At 57.1% G+C, this 17,681-nt stretch carries 15 protein-coding genes; 4 read left to right on the forward strand and 11 right to left on the reverse strand.

What is annotated here, in order from left to right:
* Window positions 1-55: 55 nt before the first annotated feature.
* The 4 genes from EO133_RS02410 to EO133_RS02425 form a co-directional block, all read right to left on the reverse strand.
* Window positions 56-1,123 (reverse strand): TRAP transporter substrate-binding protein, encoded by a 1,068-nt coding sequence (locus EO133_RS02410; protein WP_127071077.1) that lies wholly within the window; start codon window positions 1,121-1,123, stop codon window positions 56-58.
* Between the two features lie 150 nt (window positions 1,124-1,273).
* A complete protein-coding gene (locus tag EO133_RS02415; protein ID WP_127071078.1) occupies window positions 1,274-2,599 on the reverse strand; it encodes a TRAP transporter large permease in 1,326 nt (441 codons plus the stop codon).
* Complete coding sequence (locus tag EO133_RS02420) at window positions 2,596-3,108, reverse strand: TRAP transporter small permease subunit (protein ID WP_127071079.1); 513 nt, start codon at window positions 3,106-3,108, stop codon at window positions 2,596-2,598. The genes EO133_RS02415 and EO133_RS02420 overlap by 4 nt, the downstream gene beginning before the upstream one ends.
* Window positions 3,092-3,892, reverse strand: coding sequence for an N-formylglutamate amidohydrolase (locus EO133_RS02425; protein WP_127071080.1), 801 nt, complete (start codon window positions 3,890-3,892; stop codon window positions 3,092-3,094). Before EO133_RS02425 ends, EO133_RS02420 begins: the two co-directional genes overlap by 17 nt.
* Window positions 3,893-4,002: 110 nt before the next feature.
* Here EO133_RS02425 and EO133_RS02430 point away from each other — a divergent pair, with 110 nt between their 5' ends.
* Together EO133_RS02430 and lexA are read left to right on the forward strand one after the other, a co-directional pair.
* A complete protein-coding gene (locus tag EO133_RS02430; RefSeq protein WP_127071081.1) occupies window positions 4,003-4,833 on the forward strand; it encodes a MurR/RpiR family transcriptional regulator in 831 nt (276 codons plus the stop codon).
* Window positions 4,834-4,933: 100 nt separating this feature from the next.
* Entirely contained in the window at window positions 4,934-5,644 is a 711-nt protein-coding gene (gene lexA / locus EO133_RS02435; RefSeq protein WP_127071082.1) for a transcriptional repressor LexA, read from the forward strand.
* Window positions 5,645-5,667: 23 nt separating this feature from the next.
* Here the strand turns inward: lexA and EO133_RS02440 are convergent, their stop codons facing one another.
* Entirely contained in the window at window positions 5,668-7,740 is a 2,073-nt protein-coding gene (locus tag EO133_RS02440) for a ComEC/Rec2 family competence protein (RefSeq protein ID WP_164734847.1), read from the reverse strand.
* Between the two features lie 145 nt (window positions 7,741-7,885).
* On the opposite strand from EO133_RS02440, the gene gltX reads away from it, so the two are divergent.
* Together gltX and gltA are read left to right on the forward strand one after the other, a co-directional pair.
* Window positions 7,886-9,313 (forward strand): glutamate--tRNA ligase, encoded by a 1,428-nt coding sequence (gltX, locus tag EO133_RS02445; protein WP_127071084.1) that lies wholly within the window; start codon window positions 7,886-7,888, stop codon window positions 9,311-9,313.
* Between the two features lie 171 nt (window positions 9,314-9,484).
* Window positions 9,485-10,774, forward strand: a complete 1,290-nt coding sequence (gene gltA / locus EO133_RS02450) for a citrate synthase (RefSeq protein ID WP_127071085.1) — start codon at window positions 9,485-9,487, stop codon at window positions 10,772-10,774.
* Here the strand turns inward: gltA and lpxB are convergent.
* The 6 genes from lpxB to bamA all read right to left on the reverse strand — a co-directional run bounded on the left by lpxB (window position 10,761) and on the right by bamA (window position 17,574).
* The gene (lpxB, locus tag EO133_RS02455) at window positions 10,761-11,897 is read right to left on the reverse strand and encodes a lipid-A-disaccharide synthase (protein WP_164734848.1); all 1,137 of its coding nucleotides are present in this window, start codon (window positions 11,895-11,897) and stop codon (window positions 10,761-10,763) included. The genes gltA and lpxB overlap by 14 nt on opposite strands.
* Window positions 11,887-12,708 carry an LpxI family protein gene (locus EO133_RS02460; RefSeq protein ID WP_127071087.1) on the reverse strand — a complete coding sequence of 274 codons (822 nt, stop codon included), beginning with the start codon at window positions 12,706-12,708 and terminating at the stop codon, window positions 11,887-11,889. Before EO133_RS02460 ends, lpxB begins: the two co-directional genes overlap by 11 nt.
* Before the next feature lies 1 nt (window position 12,709).
* On the reverse strand, window positions 12,710-13,519 hold the full coding sequence (lpxA, locus tag EO133_RS02465; protein ID WP_127071088.1) for an acyl-ACP--UDP-N-acetylglucosamine O-acyltransferase: 810 nt from the start codon (window positions 13,517-13,519) through the stop codon (window positions 12,710-12,712).
* Window positions 13,516-13,953, reverse strand: a complete 438-nt coding sequence (gene fabZ, locus EO133_RS02470) for a 3-hydroxyacyl-ACP dehydratase FabZ (protein WP_127071239.1) — start codon at window positions 13,951-13,953, stop codon at window positions 13,516-13,518. Before fabZ ends, lpxA begins: the two co-directional genes overlap by 4 nt.
* A 47-nt stretch (window positions 13,954-14,000) precedes the next feature.
* Window positions 14,001-15,029, reverse strand: coding sequence for a UDP-3-O-(3-hydroxymyristoyl)glucosamine N-acyltransferase (lpxD, locus tag EO133_RS02475; RefSeq protein ID WP_127071089.1), 1,029 nt, complete (start codon window positions 15,027-15,029; stop codon window positions 14,001-14,003).
* A 226-nt stretch (window positions 15,030-15,255) separates the two neighbouring features.
* Window positions 15,256-17,574 (reverse strand): outer membrane protein assembly factor BamA, encoded by a 2,319-nt coding sequence (gene bamA, locus EO133_RS02480; protein ID WP_127071090.1) that lies wholly within the window; start codon window positions 17,572-17,574, stop codon window positions 15,256-15,258.
* Window positions 17,575-17,681: the final 107 nt, after the last annotated feature.

Consider the following 17,681-nt stretch of genomic DNA (forward strand, 5'->3'; position numbering starts at 1 on the left):
CTTCTAGAACCGGCCGCGCATTTGAACGGTTGCGCGACCGGCATCCCCCAAAGGATCAAGAGTAGCGATATGGCGCGCCGGCAGCGCGCATGGTTTCCGCGTAGTTTTTGAGAATTTCGACGACCCGGCGGTTGCGATCCGATGTTTCGGCAACCTCGTCCCAGAAGGCCATCGCTTCGTTTTCGACGGTCTGCCATTCGGACTCGGGGATTGTCGTCAGTTCCAGTTTGCCGCCGGTGGTGCGGTAGTGTGCTTCGCCCCACCAATACCAGTGCTGGCGGTAATAGTGCGAGGAGTCGATCGTGAGTTTGTAGAGCGTCTGGAGATGCTCGGGCAACTCGTTCCAACGGTCCTCATTGACAAAATACGACCCCGCCCAGGCGCCGGAAATGTTGTTGGTCAGATAGTGCGAGGTAATGTCCGCCCAGCCTACGGTGTAGGTTTCGGTGGCACCGCACCATGCAACGCCATCGAGTTCACCGGTCTGGATCGCAACTTCGATGTCTTCCCATGGCAGAGTGACCGGAACGACGCCGAAACGCTCAAGGAAGCGTCCGCCTGTCGGGAAGGTGAAGACGCGCAGACCGCGCAGATCTTCAAGCGAGTTGATGGCGCGGGTGGTTACGAAGTTGCAGGGGTCCCATGCACCGGCGCTGAGCCACTTTACGCCGGGAATCTCGTCATAGGCCTCTTCCCAGATTTCCTTGAGGCCGTACCATTCCCAAAGGACCGGCACATCGAGTCCGTAACGTGAGGCGAACGGGAAATAGGCGCCGAATACGGAGACATCGACCGGGGATGCCATGGAATCGTCGTCCGACTGCGCTCCGTCCAACGTACCCTGCTGAACGGCGCGGAAAAGCTCGCCCTGCGGCACGAGCTGGTCGGCTGTATAGAGTTCGATTTCCATTTCGCCGTTCGCGGCCTTGTTGAAGGCTTCGATCTGCGGCTGGATAACGTGTTCGGCCAATGCCGGGCCGGCATAGGTCTGAACCCGCCAACGGATCGGGCTTTGCGCCTTTACGTAAGGCATAGCCAGAGCCGTGGTGCCAACGGCACCGGCCGTTACAGCGCCGGCTTTTTTGAAAAAGCCGCGACGTGTCGTCTTTATCTTGTCAGTCATGATGCATTCCCTTCCTTTGAGTCATGATGCGGCCTCATCCGGCAGCCCTGCCGTTCCCACTCAGACCGCGATTGCTTTCCCACCTTCAGTCTTGCCTATGTTCGGCCTCCGTCAGTTGATTGCATTTACAGATCATTGTCCGTCCCGCCGTTAGCGCCCCGCATAGAGATTGGGCAGCCAGAGCGCCAAATCAGGGAAGATCATCAGAATGACGATCGTGAGCACCATGAGCATCACGAACGGGAAAATGGACTGGTAGATATCGCTTAGACTGATCTCTGGCGGCGCCATGGCGCGCATGAGGAACAGATTGTAACCAAAGGGCGGCGTGATATATGCGATCTGGCAGGTAATCGTGTAGAGAATGCCGAACCAGATCGGGTTGAAACCGAGCGTGATGACCAGCGGAATATAGAGCGGTGCCACGATGACCAGCATGGCGGTATCGTCAAGGAACATGCCGAGCACGAGAAAGCTGGCCAGCATCATGATCAGGATGAACCAGGGATCGAGGACCCAGGTATCGAGCAACAGCCCGCGGATGGCGCGGATGGCGCCCAGCCCGTCATAAACCGCGCTGAAGCACAATGCGGCCAAGATGATCCATAGGAACATGCAGGAAATGGCAAGTGTGCGACGCGTGGACTCTTGGAAAACCTCCCACGTGAGACGTCGCGTGACTAGGGCGGCCAGAACGGCCATTGTGGCGCCGACAACCGAGCTTTCCACAAGGCTGGTTACGCCGGTCAAAAACAATCCCATCATGGTGCCGAACACCGCAAGCGGCAACAGCCCTGCCCCAAGGGCCTTGATTTTATCCGCAGTGGTGATCGCGGCGCGTTCGTCTTCCGGCATTGCGGGGGCCAGTTCTGGCTGAATGCGGCAGCGCAGATAAATATAGAGGCTGAACAGCCCGGCCATCATCAGACCCGGAACGATGCCTGCAAGCCAAAGTTGCAGGACAGGCTGACGCGCAATCATTGCGTAGAGCACGAGAACGACGCTGGGTGGAACGAGAATGCCAAGCGATGAGCCCGCCTGAATGACGCCCGTGACCATGCGCTTGTCATACCCCCGGCGCAAAAGCTCCGGGAGCGCAACAGTAGCGCCGATCGCCATACCCGCAACCGACAGCCCATTCATGCAGGAAATCAAGACCATAAGGCCAATGGTGCCCAAGGCAAGTCCGCCCCGCATAGAGCCGAACCAAATGTGGAACATGCGATAAAGATTGGAAGCGATGCCGCTTTCGGAAAGAATAAACCCCATAAAGACAAAAAAGGGCACGGTGATCAGCGGGAACCAGTTGAGTACCTGAAATGCCGCGTTGAAAGGCATTTCAACCGCGCCGCGCCCCCAAAGCCACATGGCAGCGATGGCACCGACAAAGCCGATGATGCCGAAGACCCGTTGGCCGGTGACAAGAAGCACCAGCATCGTCGAGAACATGAAAAGGGTGATGAATTCGGAACTCATGTCAGCGGCTTCCCGCTGGCCAAGGCAATATCCTTGATGAATTGGGAAATCATCTGGAGCAGCATCAGAAAGATGCCGGTGGTCATAATGACCTTGATCGGCCAGAGGACCGGCGCCCAGGACGTATAATTGCGCTGGTTATAGGTAATTGAGTATTCGGTGCTGGAAATTGCGCCGCGCAGCAGCAGCACGAGATAGATAATAACGAAAATGATCGTGAACGCATCAATTGCAGCCCGGCTTTTCGGCGTCCAGCGGCTGTAGAACAGGTCCATGCGGACATGCGACCCCATCTGCACCGAGTAAGCGCCACCCAGAAGATAATAGGCCGAAAGGACGAACTGGCTCATCTCCAGCGACCAGTTGATGGGCACACCAAGAAACAAGCGGGAGCCAGTCGCATAAAGCAGAATGGCCGCCAGCACGAAGAGCAGATACATGGCGAACTTGCCAACAAAGGCGTTGATCGCATCGACCGTACGGACAAAGCCCCTAACCGCCTTCAGCATGCTGCGCCCCTCCCGCCGATACCGACGCGCTAGCTGAATCGATGACCGCAAGGGCGGACACAAGCGCCGTCGCCAGGCGCTCTGACCAAACCGCTACACCCGCGTCATCTGCGATTTCATCATTGCGAACTTCAATCATGGTGGCATCCAGCCCACGCCCATCGCCATGCTTTTCAAGCGTGAGCGTGACACCATTGAGCGCCGCGTAGGGCTCGTTCCATCCGATCAGGACCTCTGGCGCGATCTGTTCAAGCTGTGTCAGCAAGGCGCGCGAATAGCGCTGGCCCGTACCGTGGATCAGTCCGATCTCCCATGGACGCGCAATGCCGAGATAGATCGGTGTGAACGAATGCATGCAGACGAGGACCGTACGCTGCCCGCTGCTCGCGCGGGCGTTGAGCAGATCGTCGATTGCAGCATGAAACGGCGTATGAAACCGATCGATCCGGGACTGGCGCTCGGCGGCAGTGAGATTGAGGTTGCCAGGAACGGGGGTTGCCTCGGATAGCGTCCAGATGAGGTCTGGCGCATCGATGTCGCGGTTGCAATCGATGACGATTCGGGAAACTTTTGAAGCAACGAGCGGCGCATCGAGCAGTTCGACAAGCCTTTCGCAGACAGCGAGTGCGCCAGGATCCCAGGCAATGTGACTTTCCCGCTCGGCCTGGGTCAGACCAAGGTCGCCAAACTCGGGCGGAATGAAGTTGGAAGCATGATCGCACACCAGAACGAATGGTGAACACCCTTCCGCGTTGATTACCGCAACGGCAGTTCCCTCTTGCACCGGTTACATCCCCTCTGCAACACGTCAGCGTTGTTAACGCTTGTAATATTTGTTCGGGAAATGCGATATATGTCAATACTGAAACGTATGGTTCAGAATGCGAGGCGAAAATGGTGCCGAAAAGCGTCGAAATCCGCATCCATGATGCGATGATTGCGCTGACCGCTGCAGAAAAGCGCGCGGCACGGGCGCTGCTGGGCAACTACCCCATGCTGGGTTTTGCGCCGGTAGCTGAATTTTCCAACGCTGCGGGCACCAGCCCGGCAACCGTCTTGCGGTTTGTCTCGCGGCTGGGCTTTGCGTCTTATCCGCAGTTTCAGCGGGCGCTGCGCGATGAGCTTGAAGAGCGCACGAAATCGCCATTGCAGCGCAGCCATGAGGTGCCTGCACGCGATCCGGACCATTTTCTCGACCGCTTCTTCGATCAGACAATAGAGAACCTGCGCAACTCTGTGGGCGGTATTCCGCTTTCGGAATTTGAGGCCGCATGTGCCCGGATTGCCGAGCAGCGCACCGCGTGCCACCTTGTGGGCGGACGCTTTACCGACGCGATCGCGCGTTACATGGAAGCGCATCTGAGGCTGGTGCGCCCCGGCATCAGACGGCTCGATGGGCGCCCGGCGACACGGCAGGATCAGTTGCTTGACATCAAGGCGGGCGATACGGTGCTGTTTTTCGACGTGCGGCGCTACGATACCGATCTGTATGAGACTGCGGAGGCGCTTGCGGCGCGGCGGGCGTTTCCTATCCTGATTACCGACGAGTGGATTTCACCGTTGTCACGCTATGCGAAAATTGTGCTGCCATGCCGGATTTCAGTGGAGCGGGTGTGGGACGCCAACACGGTATTGTTCGCGCTGGCTGAGGCCATTATCGCGCGCGCAACAGAACTTGCCTGGTCGACAGCATCACGGCGGATCGGCGACATCGAGCAGAACTGAGAAGCGGTTATGGCCACATGACTTGCGGAACAATAGTGGAACATGTATAAGTGTTCAATATTTGTTCCGATTCTCTTGAACTCCGGGAGCGAGGCCGACAATGCTGACGCGCAAACAACATGAGCTGCTGATGTTTATTCATGAGCGCATGAAGGAAAGCGGCATTCCTCCTTCTTTCGATGAAATGAAAGAAGCGCTGGATCTCAAGTCCAAGTCCGGCATTCATCGGCTGATCACCGCGCTGGAGGAGCGCGGCTTTATCCGGCGGTTGCCCAACAGGGCAAGGGCGTTGGAGGTAGTCAAGTTGCCTGACTCGATGAATCCCTCGCTCGGCGGACGCAAGGCAAAGTTCGAGCCGAGCGTTATTGAGGGAACCCTGGGTAAGGTGCCGCCGCGGCCGGTTTTGCGCAGTTCGGAAGACAGCAGCGCCCCAGTTACAGTCCCGGTCATGGGACGGATTGCTGCCGGTGTGCCCATTGAGGCCATCCAGACCCATTCCCATTCGATTTCCGTACCACCTGAAATGCTGGGTGGAGGCGAGCATTTCGCGCTGGAAGTGCGCGGGGATTCAATGATTGATGCCGGAATCTTCGATGGTGACACGGTTTTGATCCGCAAGCAGGATTCGGCTGGCAATGGCGAAATCGTGGTTGCACTTGTCGATGACGAGGAAGCCACCCTCAAGCGGTTGCGCAAGCGGGGCAATGCCGTGGCGCTGGAAGCGGCCAATCCGGCCTATGAAACGCGGATTTTCGGGCCCGATCGCGTGCGTGTTCAGGGCCGACTCGTGGGGCTTATCCGCCGTTATTGAACTGTGTCGGTACTGAGTCGATCTTATTCTTGCCCATTGGGAACGTAGGTCGGGCGCCAGGGCCGGTTCGGGTCTGGGACCGTTGGCTTGATGCGAAAGGTCTGTCTTGCCCGGTTCCAATAGAGCATATGAGTTCCATGGGTTGACAGTGCTGTTTCGTCGATAACGGCCGAGGCCATATCGCTACATGAAGGCGGCGCCGGCATTCTTGTGATGACCAGATCGGCCAGCGCGCAGTCCTCATTGAAGGCAGCAGGGTCGCGTACCAGCGCTACGGTATAGCCCTCCGAAGCAGAAATCACGCAGCCTAGGCCATCGCAATTGGTGACGTCATGGCGGGATGCGATGGACTCTATATAGCGCTCCGACCAGACATTTGTAGCAAAGGTGTTGTTTCGTCCCGCAATCAGGGCAAGAGCGCCCTCATGCCGTACGACGGTCGCTTGGGTGGAATCGGCGATCAGGACATTCGGAGACGGTTCCGTGCAAAAGGCGAAGATGACGGGGACGGCGAGGGCCGGTCCCCAGATGCGTATTCTGCATTGGAAAAAGGCTAACCAGGCCAATGCAACAAGGCCGACGACAAGCGCAGAGGGCGCGAGTATTGGGCTTGGATCGAAACCGAAGCTCACCGTTTGCACGAAATGTGCGCACCAAAGCACTGCTTCGATCGACCAGCCCATGATGAGATAGAACGGTCCTTCAAGGCCAAACGGGATCATAAGCGTTGCGATCAAAGCAGATGGCATCATTACAAGTGTGACGATAGGCATTGCCATGAGGTTGCCTAGAAGGCCGAAAGGCGCAGTCTGCTGGAAATGATAGGCGGTAAAGAGCATCGTAGCAGCCCCGGCAATAATGCTGGTGACGCCAATCTCCTTGAAAAAGCGCAGCAGTTTGCTGGTTTCGTATGTCTTTTTCTCACGTGAATCGCGGGCGAGTTCAAATGCCGCAATCAGTGCAATAACGGCAGCGAATGAAAGCTGGAAACTGGCGCGAAAAATGCTGGCCGGATCCACCAGCACGATAAGGATTGCAGCGATGGCGACATTGCGCATGGTCAGAGCGTGGCGACCGGCCATGACCGCTCCCAAGACCAGACACAGCATGATGGTTGCGCGGATGGCGGATATGCCCATGCCGGAAATGAAGAGATAGGCAAAAGCGGTCGTAATGCCACCAAATGCTGCAATACGTTTGATCGGATAGTGTTCAGCAATGCCTGGGATGGCACTGAGAACCAGACGCAAGACAGCAAAGACGCTACCGGCAGCGATTGTGAGATGCAGCCCGGAAATCGCAAGCACATGGGCCAAGCCCGCTGATGCCATCACAGCGCGTTCATCTGGATCGAGCCGGCTTTGATCGCCGGTAATCAAAGCTGTTGCGACCCCGCCAATGCGATCGTCGAGTACCGTCAAGATACGAGCACCGATTTCGGCACGAACCCAGGCAACCATTTCGGCAAAGCCGGTATCAATAGTATGGTGGACTTCAACATTTCCAAGCACAGAGCCATAGGCGCCAATAGACTGAAAATAGCTGACAAATTGTGCGTCATAGCCACCCGGTACGATTGGCGGCGGAACTGGAGAGAACCGAACACGGGCCGATATTGTATCACCCTGCTCCACGGCAAAAATATCGCGGGTTGCAAGGCGTGCCCGGTTGACGCCCGGATCGTTGCGCGGCTGGTCGGCCACAATCTGTGAAACAATCCAGCGCTGGCTGTTTCCATCGTCAAATATGATTTGGTCGATCGTGAACTCATAAATACCGTAGCGTGGCGCTTCGAGCATTTTGGTGCCCCACAGGGCGCCATGCAAAGGCAGCACCAGTGTTCCGATCCATATCCAGGTGAGAAACAGAACAAGGCGACGGGAGACGCCCGACGACCGGAAGGCGATGGCGCACAGCGTGACAAACATGGTGCCTGCAATCCACACAGTTCCCGTTGGCTCGCCAGGCATTATCCGATAGGCAATCAGGCCCAGGATCAATGCGAAAGGAACGAGCAGAAAGAAGCGGCGCTGTTCGAGCGCAAAATCGGCCGCCCTCGCAATCGAAATGGCCAGACCTCTTGATAGATCGCCCATGCGATGGCGCCAACCGGGCGGCGTTTTCGAGCCGCTATCCCCGATCAATATGCCATGAACCATCGCTGCGCTTGCCCCCGCCCTTGCGCTTGCCGTTTGCTATGGTACACACGGGCTCACAATTTCTCCAAACGGTCCTTTTAATATGTCACAGCCTGTCGTTACGCGCTTCGCTCCTTCACCTACCGGATATCTGCATATCGGCGGCGCCCGTACGGCTCTTTTCAATTGGGTCTATGCGCGCAAGCTGGGCGGCAAAATGCTGCTGCGTATCGAGGACACCGACCGGGAGCGGTCGACCGAGGCCGCCGTGAGCGCTATTCTTGATGGCATGAGTTGGCTTGGCCTGGATTGGGACGGCGAGCCCATTTCCCAGTTTGAACGTGCAGACCGACATGCCGAAATTGCAATGCAGTTGCTGGCACAGGGTAAGGCCTATAAGTGCTATTGCTCGCCCGAAGAATTGACTGAAATGCGCGAGGCGGCGCGTGCAGCGGGCAAGCCCCCCCGGTATGATGGACGCTGGCGGGATCGGGACGAAAGCGAAGCGCCCGAGGGCGTTAAGCCGGTTATTCGTATCAAGGCACCTCAGAGTGGTGAAATCGTCGTTGAGGATCAGGTTCAGGGCCGTGTGGTGTTCAAGGCCCAGAATCTTGACGACTTCATTATCCTGCGGTCGGACGGCACGCCAACCTATATGCACGCCGTTGTGGTGGACGACCATGACATGGGTGTTACCCATATCATTCGCGGTGACGACCATCTGACCAACGCGGCGCGCCAGATCGTGATCTATCAGGCCCTGGGTTGGGACGTCCCCGTAATGGCCCATATTCCGCTGATCCATGGGCCGGATGGCGCAAAGCTTTCCAAGCGCCATGGCGCCATGGGCGTAGAGGCCTATCGGCAGATGGGATACCTGCCCGAAGCACTGCGCAATTATCTGGCGCGGCTGGGCTGGGCGCATGGGGACGACGAAATCTTTTCGACCGCTCAGATGGTCGAGTGGTTCTCGCTTGAGGCACTCAACAAAGGCGCTTCGCGCTTCGACTTCGTGAAGCTGGGCAACCTCAATGGACATTATATCCGGGAAGCCGAACCTGTGCGGCTTTATGAAGTGATGGTCGATACAGCCTCGGAACTGGGGCGGAATGCTGATTATCTGGGGCTGGTCAACAATAAGACTACTGCCCTGGCCGCAATTCCCGAGTTGCAGCCACGGGCCAAGACGGTACTTGAACTCATCGACCTCGCACAGTTCATCTATACCGAGCGCCCGCTGGCCCTTGAGGAAAAAGCAGCCGCCCTATTGGGCGAGGAGGGGCTGGCGCATATCGCCGCACTGGTTCCACAGTTTGAGGCGCTGCAGGACTGGTCGGTCTCCTCGATCGATGCCTGCGTAAGAGCCTATGCAGAAACATCGGACGTCAAGCTGGGCAAGGTGGCGCAGCCGTTACGCGCGGCGTTGACAGGCAGAACGGTTTCGCCCGGCATTTTTGAGGTGATGGTGCTGATCGGCAAGAGCGAAAGTCTCGGCCGATTGAAGGATCAGGCCGCGAAAGTCGCTGCCTGATCTCCGATCAGATATTCGTTTTACCTATACGTCAAGAAGTATGACGTAGTTGCATACGTCACATAAATCGGATACCGAAAGGCGACATTTTTTACGGTTCAACAAAACAGTCCCCGTGCCAGTGAGAGCGACCGCTTTGACCCGCCGGGATGGCTAGTCGGGAGGCGCCATATGAGCGATCAAACTGCGAAACTGACCATTGGTGAAGAAACCTTCGAGTTTCCGGTCCTCAACGGCACCGTCGGCCCAGATGTCATTGATATAAGGTCACTTTACGCCAAGACCGGCATGTTTACCTACGATCCCGGTTTCACGTCCACAGCCGCGTGCGACAGCGCTATTACCTATATCGACGGTGACAAGGGCGAACTGCTCTATCGCGGTTATCCGATCGATCAACTGGCCGAAAAAAGCTCGTTCCTCGAAGTCTGCTTTCTGCTGCTTTACGGCGATTTGCCCAAAAAGAACGAACTTGCCGATTTCTCCAATCGCGTAACACGACACACGATGGTGCATGAGCAGATGCACTATTTCTATCGCGGTTTCCGGCGCGATGCGCACCCGATGGCAATCGTAACCGGCGTTGTAGGAGCAATGGCGGCCTTCTATCACGACAGCACCGACATTTCCGATCCGGTGCAGCGCGAGATCGCATCGATCCGCATGATCGCAAAAATACCGACCATCGCGGCCATGGCCTACAAATACTCAGTTGGCCAGCCCTTCGTTTATCCGCGTAACGATCTCGATTACGCTTCCAACTTCCTGCACATGTGCTTTGCCGTTCCGGCCGAAGAATACAAAATCGACCCGGTTGTCGCCAAAGCCATGGACCGGATCTTCACGCTTCATGCCGACCATGAGCAGAACGCTTCGACCTCGACAGTGCGCCTGTCGGGCTCGTCGGACGCCAATCCGTTCGCCTGTATTGCTGCCGGTGTTGCGTGCCTGTGGGGCCCGGCCCACGGTGGTGCCAACGAAGCCGCGCTCAACATGCTGCGCGAAATCGGCACGGTCGACCGCATCCCCGAATATATCGAAAAGGCCAAGGACAAAAACGATCCGTTCCGCCTTATGGGGTTCGGGCACCGGGTCTATAAAAACTACGATCCGCGCGCTGCCGTCATGCAGGAATCTGCGCGCGAAGTGCTTGAACTGCTCGGCGTCGAGAACAATCCCACGCTCCAGGTGGCTCAGGAACTCGAAAAGATTGCCCTAAGCGACCCCTATTTCGTGGATCGCAAGCTGTATCCGAACGTGGATTTCTACTCAGGCATCATTCTCGATGCGATCGGCTTCCCGACATCGATGTTCACCGCGATCTTTGCGCTGAGCCGCACCGTTGGCTGGATTGCACAGTGGAAAGAAATGATCGGCGATCCGCAAAAGAAGATCGGTCGTCCGCGTCAGCTTTACAATGGTGTCGCTGCCCGCGATTACACGCCGATCAGCGAGCGTTGATCCACGCGCCAATCCGGTCGACTGGATTTGAAAGGGGTGCCTCTGGCGCCCCTTTTTCCATTGTGGCGCGGATCGTCTTGAAGGCCTCGAGTTGGCTTTGCCGCTGCGCCTGGTTGTCGAGAAGGTCTTTGACGGCATGGATGGCGCGTTCAGGCTCGGCTCGGTGGGCAAAAAGGATTTCCGGAACGATTTCAGCGCCTGCGAGAATGTTGGGCAGGCCGACAAAGCGCGTGATCGCCTTTTGGAACATGCGGACCTGGGCGCCTTCGGCAATGTAGGTTATGGCGTGCGGAATGCCCGCGAGCGCCAGTTCGAGCGTTACGGTGCCACTGACCGCAAAAGCCGCGACAGCTTCATTCAATACGGTCTGCCGTGCATTAGCCTCGCTGACGATGCGAGCGGGCACTGGCCATTTGGCGACAGCGGCCTCGATACGCGCGTGCTGCGCCCGTGTGCTAAGGATGACAAGCTCATCGACGCGCGCGTGCGCGAGAGCCATCTCGCCCACGGCGCGCATGAGCGGCAGATGTTTGGTGATTTCGCCGGTGCGGCTGCCGGGCAATAGCAAAAGCGGGCCGTTGGCGGGCAATTTCTCGCGCATGGGGATACGGGCCAGCGCTGGATGCCCGACATAGCTCGTTCTCGGACCGCCGAGCTGTTCCATCGCGGAAGGTTCGAATGGCAATACCGCGAGCACTTCGTCGTACAGTGGAGCGATTTTCCTGGCGCGTTCCGGCTTCCAAGCCCAAACGGACGGGGCAACATAAAGAACGATCGGCTTTTCAAAGCTGCGCTTACGCAGCCGGCTCGCTACGACCTGCGAAAAAACCTGAGCATCGATCAGCACGACGATATCGGGCTGGGACGCGAGGATCGCGTTGACTGTTTGGCGCGCACGCCAGAGCAACAGCGGCAATCGCAACAGCACATCGCGATAGCCCATGACGGCAAGATCATGAATGGGAAAGAGCGAAGCCAGCCCTTCGGCTTGCATCTTTTCGCCCCCCACCCCGATAATCTCGACTTGCTGGCGGGCCTTAAGGCCAGCGATCAAGTCTGCGCCAATGGCATCGCCGGACGACTCGCCGGCAAGGATGAACAGTTTGGCCGGGTTATTGGTCATCGGGCCTGATCCCGATGAGCGCAATACCGGCAGCATCGGAACGAGCAATGATTTGCTCGCGCTCGATAAGCAGGGTGCGGCCCGTTTCGACCACTATAGCCTGAGCGCCGAGGGCCTGTGCGCCGGTTACAGTATCGGGACCGATGGCGGGCAGGTCGACATGGAGCGGTTGGCCGGGCTTTGAGGCCTTGGCGAGCACGATCCGCGCCTGGCCATCGCCGATTAGCCCGCGCTGACGCAATTGGCTACAGCGCGCGAGCAACGCATCAGTGCCACCGATATCTTCAAGCGCGACGATGCGGGCGCCTGAGGCTACAAGCGCTTGACCAAGGTCGAGTTCACCTGCGGCACGAACTTTGGCGAGCGCAAAACGAGCGGTCGCGAGCGTCTCTTCGTCGGGCTGCACCCCGCCGATGATACCCTCGGGGGCGAGCAGGTCGGAGACGATTTCATGCACACCGATGAAGGGAATGCCCAGCATCTTGAGCAACATGGAACCCAGTTGGGAGAGTTTGGCATCACCCTGGGATTGTTTTTTCTCGGCTCCGGCAAATTCCGATAGCGTCTCGCGGTCGCGATCTGACATATGCATGCCGCCAACCGCGCAAACATGGGTGGCCTTAAACTTTCGAATTTCACGCAGCACCTGATCGGGGCGCGAAACCCTGATCGGGAACGGGTTCTCGGCGGCAAGATCGTCTCGCGGATGCAGGGCAAGCACCCTTACCTCCCAACCCGCAGCGCGTGCCGCGCTGATGGCTCTTGGCACCAGGGCCCCTGCCCCGGCCACGAGTGCAAGCCGGCCTGCCATATCAGCCTTCCGATCCAGCCTCGTTGCGCGGCATGCACAGAGCACGCTCTGAGGGCTGGCGAATGAACTCGATCACATCTTCGACGAGCTTTTCGCCTTTGAAAATTTCAGCGGCGTCCTCAATGCGCTCGCGCAAAGTGCCCTCATTGGAAAAGATCATGCGGTAAGCTGCGCGCAGGGCGTGAATGGCACTACGGTCGAACTGGCGCCGCTTGAGGCCGACGAGATTGAGTCCGCCCAGATGAGCGCGATTGCCCAGTACAGAGCCATAGGGAATGACATCGTTCTCGACAAAGCTCATTGCTCCCACAAAAGCATGGGCACCAATACGAACAAACTGATGGACGCCACAAAGGCCGCCGAAGCGCACATAATCGTCGACGACACAATGCCCGGCAAGGCTTGCCTGATTGGCCATGACAACGTGATTGCCGAGGCGGCAATCATGCGCGATATGCACGCCAACCATCAAAAGGCAGTTGTTGCCAACCCGCGTTTCCATGCCACCCCCGGAGGTGCCAGGGTTGATGGTCACGTATTCGCGCAGCACACAGTCGGTGCCAACAGTAACCGTGCTGGACTCACCATCGTACTTCAAATCCTGAGGCGGGTGGCCGATAGAGGCGAATGGATAGAGTTTGGTGCGGTCGCCTATCGTCGTGCGCCCATCAAGCGACACATGGGACACGAGCGTTACATCGTCGCCGATTACAACATTGTCGCCGATCGTGCAGAATGGCCCGATCGTCGTGTTATTCCCGATTTTGGCTTTCGGTGAAACGATAGCGGAAGGGTGAACTGAAGAGGTCACGCGGTATCCCTGACGATCATTGCGCCAATTTCTGCCTCTGCATAGACCACGCCATTTACGATGGCTTTTGCTTCGTAGCGACCGACCGTCTTGCGTCGGTGTATCTTTTTGATGTGGTATTCGAGCCTGTCGCCTGGCTTGGCGGGCTTGCGGAACTTCACATTGTCGATCGTCAGCAGGTAAACGATGTGCTTTTCGCCACCCTTGTTTTCGAGATTGATCACAATGGCGCCCGCAGTCTGGGCCATGCCTTCAATTATCAGCACACCGGGAAAAATAGGTTCGCCTGGGAAGTGGCCCGTAAACTGAGGCTCGTTGTAGGTGACGTTCTTGATGCCCACAGCGGATTCATCGCCGTCGATATCAATGATCTTGTCGATCATCAGGAAGGGATAGCGATGCGGCAACGCCGCGAGAACGGCGTCGATTTCCATCGTTGAGAGTTCAGTTTTGGTGGTTATAGAGTCGTCAGACGATCCACTCACTTCTTGTCCCCTTCTTTAGACAATCGCCGCAGAGCGACGATTTCGCGCTTCCACATTTTTACGTCCTGTGCCGGTGCGCCGCCGATGTTGGAGCCTGCCGGGAAGCTATGCGAAACGCCGCTTCTCGCCAACACAATTGTGCCTGCTCCGATTGTCATGTGTCCGGCGGTTCCAGCGCCGCCGCCCATAACGACGCCATCTTCCAAAATTGTGGACCCGCTCAGTCCACACATACCGGAAATCACGCAATTGCGCCCGATTCGGCAATTGTGTCCGATCTGAACGAGATTATCGATTTTCGTGCCTTCACCGATAACCGTATCCGATAAGGTGCCACGATCAACAGTGGTATTGGCACCAATCTCCACAGCATCCTGAATGATAACGCGCCCCAATTGCGGTATCTTCTTGTGCCGATTGCTTTTGAGTTGAAACCCGAATCCTTCTGCGCCAATGACAACGCCTGGTTGCAGAACGACCTCATTGCCAAGATGGGCACATTCGATCTTGCTCCCTGCTCCAATCACACAATTGCGCCCGATGGTCACGCCAGAACCGATAACGGCGTTGGCGCCAATGACGGTACCCGAACCGATTTCGGCGCCCTTGCCGACGACAGCGCCGGCCCCGATGACCACATTGTCTTCGAGCTTATAGTTCTCGTCGTGGTAAGCGCCTGTTGCTTCGGTAATGCGCCGTGTATCGTCAGGATAAAGAACATTAAGAATATCGATAAAGACCCCATAGGGGTCCTCACAGCGCAAAATGGCCGTTCCGGGAGCAAGTTGATGCTCAAAACCATTAGGAACAAGCACAACCGACGCCGCGGCATCGGCGAGTTTCCTGGCAAAGGCCGCGCGGGCAATAAAGGAGATGGTGCCGGGCTTTGATTCGGCCAGATCACTGGCTCCGGTTATTTTTACTTCTGTGCCCGCCTTTTCAGCCAAATCGGCGTGGCCACTTTTCAAAAGAAGATCGGGTAGAGAAATGGGGCCAGTGAAACTATGAAAACGTGTATCGATCATCTGACCATTTCAAAATACCGAATTTGCATCACGCAAATCGGCGTCAATTTAATATGTTACGCTCTAGCCGATCACGGCAACTTCAAACTTACTTTGATATGAGCTGCACGAGAAGTTCCAGCATAAATTACACTTTTGACCGGGCAATTTGAGGGCCTAAAAAAGAAACCGCGGAGCAAAAGCACCGCGGTTCTAAGCTGGTATAAGGCTGGTGTCCAGTCCGTCTCTAGAACAGAGTCGAAAGTGTCAACTGGAAGACCGAAGTGCGATCCTGCTCCGCTTTGTCGATGACGTGGGCGAAGTCGCCGCGCAGCGGTCCCATGGGCGAATGCCAGATCAAGGAGGCGCCTATGGACGATTTGATATCGCCGCCGATGCCGCCAACAGCTACGCCAGCAACGTCTGGCAACGTGTCGTCGATCCAGCCGATATCGCCCCAGACGGCGCCACGGATACCCCATGCTTCCGGAAGGACCGGGATCGGGAAATCAACTTCGGCAGAAGCGGACGCGTAGGCGAGAACACCAACAGCATTATCTCCGACGTCGGTTCGCGCACCGACGCCGGCCGCGCGGAAGCCGCGCACGAAGTTCGGACCGAGCTGATAGGCTTCGGACGGGTGTATGCCGCTATCGTCAAGATCGGTTATGAGACCGGCCTGGCCGCGGATGCTGCCGATAACGCCCATCTCTTCCCAAAGTGGGTAGTAAGCACGAGCACGCGCTTCAGAACGCAGGAAATTATGGTCCAGCGTTGCATATTCTTGCGAGAAGCTGAGAACCATGCCTTCAGACGGGCGTTGCTGATTGTCGAGCGTGTTGTAGGTCAACGTATAGCCAACGGTCAGCTTATCGAGTTCTGGCGTGTTGGAGATATAGGCAGGAGCAGCAGGCGTATCTTCGTCAGTGAAGCGTTTCTGTTCAAAGCCGACATGCGTCTGCAACGTCAGATTTTCAACGATCGGAAGACCGAAGCGAAGGCGTCCGCCGTTCGTTTCGATACCATAGTCAAAGCGCGAGCCTTCCGAAACGACGCGGCGATATACGTCAACGCCCGCCGAAATCCGCAAGCCCATGAAGCGTGGCTCGGTGAAGCTGAAATCGTAGGTTTCGCCGGTTTCCGAACGACCAACGGCGAGACGCAGATATTGGCCGCGACCAAGGAAGTTGCGCTCGGTCAGCGAGATTTCGCCGAACAGGCCATCCTGCGACGAATAGCCGGCACCAATTCCGTATTCACCGGTGCTCTGCTCGGTAACGGCGACGTTGAGGACAACGCGATCCGGTGCACTGCCCGGAGCCGACGTGATCTGCACGTTCGAGAAAAAGCCGAGCGCTTCGATAGCGGCGCGACCGCGCGTTACCAGAGTCCGGTTGAACGGATCGCCTTCAGCAAAATCGAACTCACGACGAATCACATAATCGCGTGTCTTGTCGTTGCCGGTGATATTGATGCGCTCGACGTAAATGCGCGCACCCTCGTCAACCAGATAGGTGATATTGAAAGTGTTGCTGGCAATGTCACGATCGATCCGCGGCCGAACTTCAGCAAAGGCAAAGCCCTGCTGAGTGGCCCGAACAGCGAGATCCTGCGTCGAATCCTGAAGATCGGACAACGAATAACGCGCGCCGCGATTGGTCTTGATGGCTCCGCGCAGCGCATCGGTATTCAGGCCTGGAATGCTGGTTTCGATAGCAATATTGCCAAAGTCGTAGCGCTCACCTTCTTCAATCGTGAAGTTGATGAAATAGGCATTACGCTCAGCGTCGAATTCAGCGACAGCCGAAAGCACGCGCGCATCGGGGAAGCCGCGATTGGCGTAATAGACACGGATACGCTCACGGTCCACGGCCAGACGGTCTTCATCATACATGTCATCACGGAACAGGAAGCTTAGTAGATGTGATTCCTTGGTGATGAGCGTGTTTTTCAGCGCGGACGAGCTGATGGAATTGTTGCCGGTGAAATTGATGGCGGCAACGCCGGCGCGATCGCCTTCGTTGATATCGAAAATGACGCGGATGCGACCATCGGACGTCGGCTCGGTGCGCGCCGACACGCTGACATTGGTGTAGCCAGCCTGGTCGTAAGCGCTCTGGATCATGCGCACGTCGTTGTTGATGACGTCCGCAGTGTAAATCCGGCGACTGGCCACTTCGACCATCGTATTCAACTGGGCGTCGGTAAAGCGACGGTTGCCCTGGAACTGCACGGAAGAAACAGCGGCCTGCTCGGAAACCTGAACCACCAGCGTGCTGCCCGACATGGCAATGGATACACCCTGGAACAGCCCGCTCTGGTTAAGCGCTGCAGTCGACGCCTGGATGGCGGCAGGAGTCGCCTGTTGGCCGGGGCGGATCGTCAGATACGAAATTACGGTAGCCTCATCGACACGGACATTGCCCGTGACTGAAATCTGGGAAACGGTCTGGGCCTGCGCTTCACTGGCGCCGAACACCCACCCGGCATTTCCCATCAGCGGTGCGGCAGTAGTGAGCAGCAGAGCGAGAGAAACGCTGTGCAAAAGCTTTGAAGAGTTCGTCATGATTATTCTTGCTTTGCCCTTGAGACGTGTTCGGGAATCGCTGTTACGCACGGTTTCCCCCTGATTTCCGATGACCCGTTTTACCTGTTTTTGGCAAACGAGCAAGG

The organism is Pelagibacterium lentulum (assembly GCF_003992625.1).
Taxonomy (GTDB): Bacteria; Pseudomonadota; Alphaproteobacteria; order Rhizobiales; family Devosiaceae; genus Pelagibacterium; species Pelagibacterium lentulum.

Coding starts and splice junctions, on each gene's coding strand:
- EO133_RS02440 (WP_164734847.1), bottom strand. CDS start 7,740: ATGGGCGATCTATCAAGAGGTCTGGCCATTTCGATTGCGAGGGCGGCC.
- bamA (WP_127071090.1), bottom strand. CDS start 17,574: ATGACGAACTCTTCAAAGCTTTTGCACAGCGTTTCTCTCGCTCTGCTG.
- EO133_RS02410 (WP_127071077.1), bottom strand. CDS start 1,123: ATGACTGACAAGATAAAGACGACACGTCGCGGCTTTTTCAAAAAAGCC.
- EO133_RS02420 (WP_127071079.1), bottom strand. CDS start 3,108: ATGCTGAAGGCGGTTAGGGGCTTTGTCCGTACGGTCGATGCGATCAAC.
- fabZ (WP_127071239.1), bottom strand. CDS start 13,953: ATGGAAATCGACGCCGTTCTCGCGGCGTTGCCGCATCGCTATCCCTTC.
- lpxD (WP_127071089.1), bottom strand. CDS start 15,029: ATGATCGATACACGTTTTCATAGTTTCACTGGCCCCATTTCTCTACCC.
- lpxB (WP_164734848.1), bottom strand. CDS start 11,897: ATGACCAATAACCCGGCCAAACTGTTCATCCTTGCCGGCGAGTCGTCC.
- EO133_RS02460 (WP_127071087.1), bottom strand. CDS start 12,708: ATGGCAGGCCGGCTTGCACTCGTGGCCGGGGCAGGGGCCCTGGTGCCA.
- EO133_RS02430 (WP_127071081.1), top strand. CDS start 4,003: ATGGTGCCGAAAAGCGTCGAAATCCGCATCCATGATGCGATGATTGCG.
- lexA (WP_127071082.1), top strand. CDS start 4,934: ATGCTGACGCGCAAACAACATGAGCTGCTGATGTTTATTCATGAGCGC.
- gltA (WP_127071085.1), top strand. CDS start 9,485: ATGAGCGATCAAACTGCGAAACTGACCATTGGTGAAGAAACCTTCGAG.
- EO133_RS02415 (WP_127071078.1), bottom strand. CDS start 2,599: ATGAGTTCCGAATTCATCACCCTTTTCATGTTCTCGACGATGCTGGTG.
- gltX (WP_127071084.1), top strand. CDS start 7,886: ATGTCACAGCCTGTCGTTACGCGCTTCGCTCCTTCACCTACCGGATAT.